The following is an 11,852-nucleotide window of genomic DNA, read 5'->3' as shown; positions in this document are numbered from 1 at the left end:
TCGCTAAGTAAACTTATTGAAATTCTCCGTTCGACTTGCATGTGTTAGGCACGCCGCCAGCGTTCGTCCTGAGCCAGGATCAAACTCTCCAAAAAAGTTATTTCAACTTCTTATTGAAGAAGATGATGACTTGCTCATTGTTTCTTTGAAACTCTTTCGAGTTTCTCTCATTGGCTGTCCTTGTTGTTTAGTTTTCAAAGACCATGGTTTAAACTTTGTTTCCAGCACCCGTTTGGGCCGGAATTACATCTTAGCATTTTCAACTCACGTTGTCAATCACTAATTTGTTTGTTCTGATTGATTAGTTCAAAGGTTTTACCCCTTACCTTTTTCAATCGGTTTGCGTCTTTGTGGCGCTCAGTTAGAATACTCCCTTTAGCATGTGTTGTCAACAGTTTTTTTATTCATCCTGCTCCAGGCGATTCGTAAGAGAATCTTATCGATCCCCTATTCAAATAGACAGGCCGTATTGGAACAATATGTTTCTAAAGTAATAGGAGTAATGGAAAGTTATAAATTAATATAAGCGAGTACTTCATAGATATTTTTCTTTATTAAAAACTCACTGAACGGTCTAACATTCCCTAAATATACTTATTTCTCTAGTCCAGATCCTGACTCTGGTCTTGGCTTTGGCTCTGACCTTGATCGTTGGATCTATCAGCGTTATTTTCATTTGTACTGTCCTTCTGTTGGGCCAACTGTTCATTTTCCACTGAGTATACAGATTGGTTACCAACGTATTCCAGAGGGACCTCAAAAGGTACAATCGGAGTAGAATTCAGTACTCGTGATAGAATTTCATGGAAAACAACGGCGGGGCCAGAGCCGCCGGTAGTGGTGAGGTAGTGACTGCGATCGGTTTTATCATAGCCCATCCAAACAGCAGCCGTTAGTTCAGGCGTATAACCCACAAACCAAACATCTTTAGCCCCTTTGCTGATCCCTGAAAACTCCTTGGTGGGAGGGAGTTCGACTGAACCGGTTTTACCAGCGGTAGGTCGTCCAAGATTAGCATTTCTGCCCGTACCATATCTTACAACATCTTGTAGAAGGAGAGTCATCTCATATGCTACCGTTGGAGTGGTTACTTTAACCGATGCAGGTTGCGTTTGGACTAAGACTCGACCTTCTTTCGTAGTAATCTTTGAGATGGCATAGGCTTTATTCATAACCCCGAGATTGGCAAATGCTCCATAGGCTTGCGCCATCTGAAGTGGTGATACCCCTTTAGAAAGACCTCCTAAGGCTAAGCTGAGAGTGTGATCGTCTTTTTCTAAGGGGATTCCAGCTCTGGAGGCAAAATCAACGCCACTATCTAGACCAATCCTGTTTAGTAACCAAACAGCGGGGATATTCCAAGAGTTCCGCACGGCTTCTTGCATCGTGATATAACCTCGGTTTCTATGGTCTTCATCGGCGGGCTCATACCCATCTATATTTAACGGATTGTCATTAAGCAGGGAATTAGAAGAATAGCCCTTTTCTAAGGCTGGGCCATAGACTGCCAAAGGCTTAAAAGAAGAGCCCGGTTGGCGTTTGAGTTGTGTAGCATGGTTAAACCCACGGTAAGTGCTTTCTCCTCGGTATCCCACTAAAGCTTTAATTGCTCCTGTATGGTGATCAATTATGACCACTCCGCTTTGGAGAGTTTGGTCTTCCTTACCAGCTGGAAAGATGCTGTTATCTTTATAAACATCTTGAGCTTCTTTTTGGATCACAGGGTTCATCTGCGTGTATATTTGTAGACCTCCGCTTAGAATTTGTGCTTCGGTAAATCCTAAGCGGTTAATCGCTTCTTCGATCACATAATCTAGGTAAGGGGCATATTGGCCTGAAAGACTCTCTTCTGTTCCTTGTTTTAGGAGAATCGGTTGAGCACTCGCTTTCTCATAATCATTAACAGAGATATAACTCTGTTCTTTCATTAAGTTGAGAACCAAATTTCTTCGTTCCAAAGACTTTTCCTTATTTTTAAGCGGGGAGTAAGAGCTAGGGGCTTTGGGAAGTCCGGCGAGCATTGCGGATTCTTCTAAGGTGAGGTTCTCGACTTTTTTCCTGAAATAAAATTGGGCTGCATTATGAATGCCCCAACACCCTTCGCCAAAGTAAATTTGGTTAAGATAAGCTACTAGAATTTGATCCTTATCAAGCAAGTACTCGATTTTCATGGCATAGGCGGCTTCCTTAAATTTCCGAGAGAACGTCTTATCCGAAGGCAAGAAAAGATTTTTAGCTAATTGCTGGGTAATTGTGCTTCCCCCTTCGGAAAAGCCACCAGATATTAAATCGCGGACAAGAGCACGCGAGATCGACCGAATATCGACCCCTTGATGCTCATAAAAACGGCGGTCTTCTACTGCAACAATGGCGTTTTTCATTTGCAGAGGGATTTGCTTTTGCGTAATGGGTTCGATTCGCGAAGAAGAGAGTTGAGAAGCTGGGTTGCCGTCTTGATCATAGAGAACAGAGGGTTGTGAAAGAGGGCTTTCTAATTTGCTAATATCCAAGGAGGTAATCCAAAACATAGTTCCTCCGACAACCGAGATGAAGAACGCCAGTATTGCAATACCCAATATATACCAAAGTCTGGGTTTTTTCAGAAACTCTTTCAACCATGACCCTTCTTTCTACTGAAATAAACAATGTAGATAATAAACCATTCCTGCTCACTATAACGTTACAAGAAGGCATAATTCTATTGTTAATATTTTATCATGGGTGAACTATTCTGTTCGTATTTGCCGCGTAGCATACGATGAAACTTATAGTCTGGAAAACCTATTTATATTCATAAAAACACATAATGATACGTAAACATTATGAAAAAGTACTTTATATGATGAAACTTCACAGTAATCAACTCAACTCTCGTATTTACAATCAATACTCGTCGAACCGAATATAGATGACAGCGAAACAAGCATACTCTCTTTTTAATTTTATTTCTTATTACAAAGTTCATGTATATCTGGAACAATCAAAAAAATTAATGAGGCTGTAACAAACCTGTTTTCAGTTTGTTACAGCCTCATCAATTTTACGAGATTAACATTCATAATCTTTGGCCACTTTGCAGGAGTATAATCGAACAATTGAATTTCAAAAAGGTCTTAATCCTCCAAGTTGTCCTTGCTCAAGTTCTTATTTAGATAGTGGCTTTCGATATCGCCCCGCTAATCTCTGTTTTTACAGACTCAGAAGTTTCCCTGCTTAGACTTGCCTTAAGAACTTCTTTGGCCGACCTACCTCCGATTTTTCCTAAAGCCCAGGCAGCGTATTCACGTACTAAATCTTCTGGATCCTTCATGGCAACTTCCAGATCGGGGACAAAGGCTGGGTCACCTAGATTACCCAGAGCGATGGCGGCATTTCTCTGAAAGTATTTTCTATCTCTTATGTAGTTGAACATTAGCGGCTGAATTCTTGTCGAATAAAACTCATCCGTCATATTGAGCATTTGAGAGAGACTGAAATTCTGAGCGAAGTTCACCAAATACTCATCGTCTGGGAGTTTTGCTTTCAACCTTGCCTGATTGCGAGGGCATACCTCTTGGCAGATGTCACATCCATGTACTTTCGTCCCCATTTTTTCGCGGATTTCAGGTTCAATGTGACTGCCGGCTATGCGATCTTGCGTCATAAATGTATTAAACGCTATGCAACGGCGAGGATCTAATTTTAGCGGTTCATAAATGGCTTGCGTAGGACAAGCTTTCATGCAGACGGAACACCCTTCCGGGCAACCTACCTCAACGGTCGGACTATCATAGTCAAGCTCTTTATCAACGACGAACGATGTAAGGTAAATAAAGGACCCAACCCCTTCAGCATAAGCAAAATTGTTTTTACCATAATTCACAATGCCCGCTTTCGCCGCAACCAATCTTTCTGGCAAACTAATCTTATCACCCACTTCGCAACCGAATTTACGCAGGAATTCCCTCATCAATTGCGGTCTGGAGCCATTGATACGCTCAGGTGGTGCATTATAACACCTCGCTTGATAAACCCTACCAATTTTATCAGTCAGTTCCTTCGGAAAGTTCTTTTGCGAATAATCATAAACCGTCGTAATAATTGATTTCGCTGTCGGCATCAGCGAACGTAGTTCCGCTCCAACCAACGGACGAAACGACCCTTTGATATAAAAAGAATACATTTCATGCCTATTGGTTAAATCAGTGATGTACTCTGGAAAGCTTTCGGCAGGAATAATGCCGACCTTGCTATACCCAATATCTAAGGCGAATTCTTTAATTTGCGTTGTAAGCGACATAGTTCATTTCTCCTCTCATTTTCTCGGATGTCACTGATTAAATTTAGTTAATATATTCAATAAACATGTATATACACATAATTTATAATAAGTAACTTCTCTTTATAAGTATTTCTACCCACGTAGATTTTTGCCTAAGCCATACCTTCTAGTTTTGTAAGCAATTTTTCGAAGCCCTCTAATTCTGTTACTCCCAGATATTCTTCCATTAATGTTTGTGCTTCAGCCCATAGTGCCCAAGCATTACTCAACGCGACTTTACCAGCTTCGGTGAGCATCACCTGTCTGGAACGCGAATCTTTTCCAGAATTAACCTTTATTAGACCAGCATTCAACAGTGGCTTCATATTTCGATTCAGAGTAGTTCTGTCAATGCGCATGATTTTAGCCAGCACGCTCATGCTAACTGGCTCTATCGGTTCAAGATTCCGCAATAACGAATACTGCGTTATTTTTAATCCGCTTGGTTCTAAAACCTTTTCATAAAAATGGGTTACCGCCTGGGAAGCCCGCCTTATATTCAAACAATGACAAGGACTAGGAGATTTCGGATTGCATCTGATATGATTCATTGACCTATCGCCTTTCTACAGTTATTATGCAGACTATAAAATTTAATGTGTATATACACTTATTCTCTTAAATATATGTCTTATAACACATTATGTCAATATGACAAGTTTATTGTTTCTCCTAATGTTTATCCACCGGTCCTGGTCCTGGCTACACCATTTTTATAAATTCCCCAAATAACTCTAAAACAGTGAATTCAATTCACTTTTCAGAAATATTGTGATAATATACACTACTGAGAGCTGGGCGTAAAACTTCTTTTGACAATTACATTTTGTTAATTTTATTTGTACTTTTTTTCTCAATGTTTAAACTAAATTAATTAGGAGGATTTCGATGGATAGATTGATTGCTACACGTGAATCATTGTACGAAGAACAGGATCATATAAGCTCGTTTATACCCTTTGTAGCGTTCGTTATAGACTCTCATGCAGAGACTATAGGATTTAGCCAAATTAAATCGTACTTAAAATCGAGATTTATATTGGATATTCCCAATCATTTTATAAAGGAAATATGCCGAAGGGGTAACCTTAAAGGTTATTTTAAGCTCGAGGAAAGAGAAAGTTATTCTATTACCCCTAAAGGAACTAAGTTTGTAAGGGCATTAACCAATGTAGACGATGTAGAAAAAAAATCCGACCTCTTAGCTAAGGAATTAACCAAATTTTTAAAAACGCACGGCTTTAGTAGAGGCGTGTCACGTTCATATGCACTTAATATATTATTAGATTTTATCAATACCAATTTCTTATCCCTACCAACATTTATTAATAAACCATTTAAGGTTCCACAAGACAAAGGGGACGTTATATCTAGTGCAATAACTCGTTTTATAATCAAAATCGAACTATCTAATCCCATAGCTTATGAAAATTTAAACGACTTGGTATTTGGCTCCTGGTTTTGCTGGAGCACCTGGAATGAAAATACTTACAAAAACCACGCTTGATAAATAGACCGTAGATTGCCCAAATCATGGCAAATTTACTAATTAGTATTATCTCAAAACCATGTTATAAAATAATAATATCAGCGAAAACCCCTACATGACTCCTCGTGTGAGTCGTCGTAATTTCAAGAACGGAAGCTTGTTTTAGCAAGCCTTTCGCTTTAAAAGTCTTTCGTCTTTGCTCAAATTCATCTCTGACTTCCTATCTAATCTGGAATTTATCGAGGCATTACGGCATACGGGATATAGATTTAGTTCGTGAATGTATAAAAGAAGGAGCTTGATTAAATCAAGCTCCTTCTTTTATACATTCACACCAAAGGTTCGCTATATCGAGGTCGATTAGTCGTACCACTAGGGTGAGGCTGATTTAATATCTCTGAAATAGTCTTGCAGAGGCGGTAGATTCCTTCTCTAATCGTTGTTTCGGAATGACGGCTGAAACAGAGTCTGATCCGGTCTTTCCCTCCAGAGCTGACGTAAAAGGCATTTCCCGGGACAAAAGTCACTTTCTTTTCCGCTGCTTTGGTGAGCAGTGCCGCAGCTTTCATGCCTGGTGGCAGTTCACACCACAAGTAATACCCACCTTCCGGTACTGTCCAAGATAAACCTTGAGGCGCAAACTCCGTTAAAGCGGTCACCATGGCATCGCGTTGTCGCATGTATTGCTTTCTTACGATGGGAAGGTGTTCGTCCAACAGTCCTTGGTTGCAAAATTCCGTCATCACCCATTGAACCGTGGTGCTAGTATGAAGGTCAACGTGCTGTTTGGCAAGGGACAATTGCTCTAGCACTGGAAAAGGTGCCACACACCAGCCAAGGCGAAGGCCCGGAAAGAGTATTTTCGAGAACGTTCCAAGATATATTACATGTTCGTGCTCATCCAAAGACTTTAGGGAAGGGAATGGCTGATTTTCGTAATAAAGTTCGCTGTAGGGGTCATCTTCCACGATGGGCACATGGTATTGATAGGCCAATTTGAGAAGCTTATGTCGTCGCGCAAAACTCATGGTTGTTCCCGATGGATTCTGGAACGTCGGAAGGGTGTAAATGAATTTAGGCCGATGACGCGAGAGAATCTGTTCTAAAACATCCGTTTTCATGCCTTCCTGATCTAAAGGTACAGTGAGAATATGAGCGCCCGCTGCCTTAAAAACTCCTATAGCGCCCAGGAAGGAAGGCTCCTCCATCACAATATAGTCACCTGGCTCTAAGAAAACTTTCGTCAGCAGATCAAGTCCCTGTTGAGAACCTGAAGTCATTAAAATACTTTGAGCTTGAGTATGTATGCTCCGCTGACCAAGCCAATTCGCTAAGTATTGGCGCAGAGGATAATGCCCAATGGTAGGTCCGTATTCGAAAACCTGCCAATTGCCAGGACGCATTACTTCCTTACTTATTTCACTGAATTCTTTTAGCGGATAGTATTCACCTGCTGGCGATCCCAAGGCGAAAGAAATCTGATCCTCCTCACCGATCTCATCCAATATTGACGCCAATACCGGATTGTGCATGCGTTCAGACTGCCTGGTATAAAAATTCTGCCAAGATATCGGCTGAATTGCATTGGCATTAGCAAAACGGTCAAAGGAATGCTCTGTCGGCCGAGGGGGACGTACGATGGTTCCTTTGCCAACGTGTGGCTGTATCAATCCATCCGCTACCAGCTCATGATAGGCATTCACAACTGTGGTTCGATTAACGCCTAACGAGGTGGCGAGCTTTCGCTCAGGAGGGAGGCGAAAACCGGGCGAAAGATCGTTATCAAGGATGAGTTGACGAATCTGGCTCCTGATCTGTAAATAAAGCGGCGTCTTAATGGAACGGTCTAAGTGCAGTTTCATGATTCGTTTTCCCTCACATTACAAATTCGATGCACGAGGTTTTGAGATCCGAACTTCTAACCTCGTACCATCAGTCAATTGTCAGTATATTCGCCAGAAGTTTAATTCCCTGTTTTATTTGCAGTGGGGTAGGATTGGAAAAATTTAATCTCATGCTACTGCATCCCCCCCCATTTACAAAGAAATGGGCTCCCGGAACATAGGCCACATTTCCAGCCAATGCCTTGGGCAAGAGGTCAAGAGTGTCATATCTTTCCGGTAGGGTCAGCCAAATAAACATACCTCCATTTGGCTCAGTCCATATCGCCCGATCAAAGAAGTTTTCTTTGAGTTCGTTAAGCATAAGATCTCTTCGCACTTTATAGGCTTGGCGAATCGTTTCGATGTGTTCAGTCGCGTTAAAATGCGTCAGGTAGTAGTGAGTAGCCCTTTGTAAGAGGGTGCTGGTGTGCAAATCCGTCCCTTTTTTTGCTACGACGAGTTTGTCTATCAGATTCTTTCCACCAACAATCCAACCGAGTCGAAGTCCAGGAGCAAGGGTCTTAGAAAAGGTGCCTAGATAAATCACCTCATCCTCGGTGGAGAAAGACCTGATCGCTGGTAAGGCAGAACCATCATAGCGGAGTTCACCGTAGGGATCATCCTCTAACACAGGAACACCGTATTTGCTCGCTATGCGAAGCACCGCCTTTCGTTCTTCAATAGTAAAGGTAGTGCCGGTTGGATTCTGATAAGTTGGAGCAAGGTAAATGATCTTGGGACGGTTCAGTTTTATAGATAATTCGAGAGCAATGTCATCAATTCCTGCCCCATTTGTTGGGATTGATTTAAAATTGGCCTGGTAACTTCGAAAGGTTTGGATGGCTCCAAGATAGCTTGGACTCTGCAGGAGCACCACATCGCCAGGATTGATAAATAGCTTTGCGATAAGATCCAAACCTTGTTGTGAACCGTTCGTAAGGAAAATGTTTTCTGGTTCAGCCTGGATACCCTTAGCGCGCATTTGGGCGGATATCACCTCGCGTAAGGGTAAATATCCCTCGGTAGTTCCGTATTGGAGAACGGAATGGTCGCCAGCTCCGAGAACTTGAGTATAAGATTCCCTGATTTCGGAGAGTGGAAACAACTCTGGGGCTGGAAGACCGCCAGCAAAAGAAATAACATGCGGTTGTTCAGTGACTTTTAGAAGTTCGCGAATCGCTGAATTTTCCATGTGATTTACTCTTTCGGCATAAGTATGTTGCATAGTTATTTTCCCCCTATAAAGTTTTAGGCTAATTATATGGGGGAGATTCCCACCTTACAACATCCAATTGGATGATTACATCTATCATCCAATTCCCAATAATCCTCGACAATGTTCAATGGATCATTTCTCATTATTTGATTCTGCATTGGCTATTGCTTTTTGCGTTATGTAAAAAAACCCAGCTTCTCTAGGAAACGCCCATTATTATTCAGAAACTCGAACCTGCTTTTTGAGAAACGAAGCCCAGTGAATGGATTAGTGGAAATGTGCCTCAAGGCCGTGTTACGTAATGAAGGGGACGTCGGTTTCTACTTCAAACTTGTTGGGACCTACCTAGTCATGATTATAGTCTTTCCAGGAGATTACAAATGGCTTCTTTGGATTGTATTTTTGATTATGTTGACCAATGTTGTGGGGATCTCCTGGCCGGAAGTAATTAATGCCCCATTTTTTAATTATTTCCCTTGGCTACCAGAGACAAAGATGGAGGCGGCGAGGAAGGCCATCTCCTTAATGGCTTTGCCAGGCCAACTGTTACTTGGTCTTGAAGTAGTTTTACTAACTCGCTCCTGGATATGAGCTCTGGGGATGGTTCCTGTCGGGGTCATGATTGGATATTTTTCGGTGAAAAGGATGTATTTAAAGTTTTAATGATAAGAGACACAGATCACCCTGCGTCTCTTATCATTAATGCGGTTGCGACGAGGCCAATTAACACCGAACTTTTCACATCAGGGGAAACAAAGGAACAAAGTAACGATGTTTCATTGATACCCTTCCTTATTCAGTCAAAGAAATAGTAACAAATTGATAACTCTCCAGAAAGTCCAAGGCCCCTTTAAGATCTAGTTCGCTCTTTAAATGCATTTTTTGTTGCAGCTCGTCCGTCAAATAGGGCGAGTATCTTGTTACCAGCCACTCATTTTCCCTGATGAACAAGACCAGATCCGCTTCCTCCCAAACTCGATTTCGGATCCTGTCTATAAGGTCTGAAAACACCACATCCTTTGGCAATACAATGCGTTCTATTTGACTCGGCCTGCGTTTGATATCAAGACCAGATACCGCTCTGAGCAGCCAAATCAGAGTATTACAAATCACAGTTCCCGCAAAAGGCTCAAAGACCAGAACCTCACGCTCCTCCCATGCAATACGCTGATTGGCAGATACATGATACATGGAATACTTTCGTCGCGTACTCGACAGACACTCTGTTGCTTTGGCGTCAAGGTATTGGAATTGTTCCTCCGAACACAAAACGTTAACCATCGTTTCTGCGATTTTACGATCAATCTTACCTGGATCACTCAGATACTTTGGCTTTTTAGCATTCACCGCAGCTTGGACGAAAATCTTATTCTTCTTCGTGTCCATATCCTTAATGGTCCATAGCTTTCCTGCTAAGATGACGTTTTCCCCAATATCAAACCTAACTCCTTTATCGAGTTGCCCGATCTTGCGCATGCCACAGTACACTTCATAATAAAGGGCCACCATGAAGACCGAGTAAAAATCCTTTCCTCTTAATAGTCGCTCTCCCTCTAGCCCCACAATATACTCATTGTGTCCAGGAACGATCTCTAACATCTCCGTCATCACCATATGATTAATGAGGTTCACCATATCCTGCTTGGAAAGCTTGTAAAAGGCAGCATTTTTTTCGAGGATATGAAGGAGTTGACTCCAAGTCATGCCATTATACTCCTGACAAAGAGAGATGATTTGATGAAAGGCAATATCATAGGGCACAGGATAACCCGCAGCTGGCTCAATCCATCCTTCGAGTAAGAGCTTCATGACGGCAATGGACTGTACCAAGCTGTCTTCACTGGTGGTATACATCTGAAGGATTTGCGCGTCTTCTTGCCTTCTGCCAGAACGCCCCATGCGTTGCTTGAGGGAGGAAACCGTAAAGGTAGTGTCCAGTTGACAGACCAAATCGAGCGCTCCAATATCGATCCCAAGTTCTAGCGAGCTGGTACAAACAATACTCTGAGGGGTTCTTGACGTCGCCAACCTTTTCTCGACGTACTCTCTTTCGGCTTTATCGATCGAGGAATGATGAGCAAAGTACCCTTCTTGGATCCCCTCCTTTTCGGCTAAACGGTTAAGCGTGACCGTCGTTTCTTCCACCGTGCCTCGACTGTTACAAAAAATGAGAGATTGATACTCTCTAGTGACCTCTCTCAGGTCCTCGAAAAGCCCTAAGGGTATTTTCCCTTCCTTTCCAGCGGGAAAATGTAATAAGGAATACTGAAGTTCCTTGCCCTCATCCGACGCTTCGACCACTTTAACCTCTTCGGGTCGATGATAATTAACCCATTGTTTTACCAGAGTAAAATTTCGAATAGTTGCGGATAAGCCAATAATACGGGGTCGAACCCGCGTATACGTTTCCATCCTCGATAACAAGGAACGTAGTTGCGTGCCTCGCTGAGAATCGAGGAACGAGTGGATTTCATCAATCACGATAAATTCTATGCCCTGGAAAAGAGGTTTCAAATACCCCGTCTTATTAATAAAAAGGCTTTCTAAGGATTCAGGCGTAATCTGAAGAATTCCCGAAGGGCTTTTAAGTAGTTTGTTTTTGTGACTTTGGCCTACATCCCCATGCCAACGATAGATATTAATCTCACAATGTTGGCATAAGCGTTCAATCCGATCAAATTGGTTATTGATTAACGCTTTAAGTGGAGAAATATAGAGTGCCTTTAACTCTTTCTGAGCACGATCCTCAATTTTCGTAATAATAGGTAGAAAAGCAGCTTCGGTTTTTCCCGAAGCTGTGTTCGCTGAAACTATGATATCTGAGTCCGTCTGCATGATAAGCGGGATCGTCTGATCCTGAACCGGGGTAAAATACTCCCATTTCATAGCCCAGATTCGTTGTTGCATTTTCTTAGATAAAAGTTTAAAGGTATCCGTAAATACTCCTCCCATTTGTTGTATTTGC

The 11,852-nt window shown here is 42.0% G+C and carries 8 protein-coding genes and 1 rRNA gene; 2 read left to right on the top strand and 7 right to left on the bottom strand.

Annotated elements, in window-relative coordinates; all coding sequences use genetic code 11:
- The 4 genes from E4K68_RS16990 to E4K68_RS16975 form a co-directional block, all read right to left on the bottom strand.
- Window positions 1-95: ribosomal RNA gene (locus E4K68_RS16990) — 16S ribosomal RNA — on the bottom strand; the annotation flags it as partial.
- 507 nt (window positions 96-602) lie between these two features.
- Window positions 603-2,576 (bottom strand): PBP1A family penicillin-binding protein, encoded by a 1,974-nt coding sequence (locus tag E4K68_RS16985; protein ID WP_243450420.1) that lies wholly within the window; start codon window positions 2,574-2,576, stop codon window positions 603-605.
- Between the two features lie 572 nt (window positions 2,577-3,148).
- On the bottom strand, window positions 3,149-4,279 hold the full coding sequence (locus E4K68_RS16980) for a 4Fe-4S double cluster binding domain-containing protein (RefSeq protein ID WP_135380104.1): 1,131 nt from the start codon (window positions 4,277-4,279) through the stop codon (window positions 3,149-3,151).
- A 134-nt stretch (window positions 4,280-4,413) separates the two neighbouring features.
- Entirely contained in the window at window positions 4,414-4,803 is a 390-nt protein-coding gene (locus E4K68_RS16975; protein ID WP_243450417.1) for a MarR family winged helix-turn-helix transcriptional regulator, read from the bottom strand.
- Between the two features lie 385 nt (window positions 4,804-5,188).
- On the opposite strand from E4K68_RS16975, the gene E4K68_RS16970 reads away from it, so the two are divergent.
- Window positions 5,189-5,806, top strand: a complete 618-nt coding sequence (locus E4K68_RS16970) for a hypothetical protein (RefSeq protein WP_135380102.1) — start codon at window positions 5,189-5,191, stop codon at window positions 5,804-5,806.
- A 311-nt stretch (window positions 5,807-6,117) separates the two neighbouring features.
- On the opposite strand, the gene E4K68_RS16965 is transcribed toward E4K68_RS16970, so the two are convergent.
- Window positions 6,118-7,650, bottom strand: a complete 1,533-nt coding sequence (locus E4K68_RS16965) for a PLP-dependent aminotransferase family protein (protein WP_135380101.1) — start codon at window positions 7,648-7,650, stop codon at window positions 6,118-6,120.
- A 70-nt stretch (window positions 7,651-7,720) separates the two neighbouring features.
- Window positions 7,721-8,896, bottom strand: coding sequence for a PLP-dependent aminotransferase family protein (locus E4K68_RS16960; protein WP_135380100.1), 1,176 nt, complete (start codon window positions 8,894-8,896; stop codon window positions 7,721-7,723).
- A 162-nt stretch (window positions 8,897-9,058) separates the two neighbouring features.
- Between E4K68_RS16960 and E4K68_RS16955 the strand changes: the two genes are divergently transcribed.
- Window positions 9,059-9,478, top strand: coding sequence for an ABC transporter permease (locus E4K68_RS16955; RefSeq protein ID WP_158291445.1), 420 nt, complete (start codon window positions 9,059-9,061; stop codon window positions 9,476-9,478).
- A gap of 201 nt (window positions 9,479-9,679) precedes the next feature.
- Here the strand turns inward: E4K68_RS16955 and E4K68_RS16950 are convergent, their stop codons facing one another.
- A complete protein-coding gene (locus E4K68_RS16950; protein WP_135380098.1) occupies window positions 9,680-11,839 on the bottom strand; it encodes a DEAD/DEAH box helicase in 2,160 nt (719 codons plus the stop codon).
- Window positions 11,840-11,852: the final 13 nt, after the last annotated feature.

It is taken from the genome of Desulfosporosinus sp. Sb-LF, assembly GCF_004766055.1.
In the GTDB taxonomy this organism is placed as follows: domain Bacteria; phylum Bacillota; class Desulfitobacteriia; order Desulfitobacteriales; family Desulfitobacteriaceae; genus Desulfosporosinus.
This window is presented reverse-complemented; position numbering and strand designations above follow the sequence as displayed.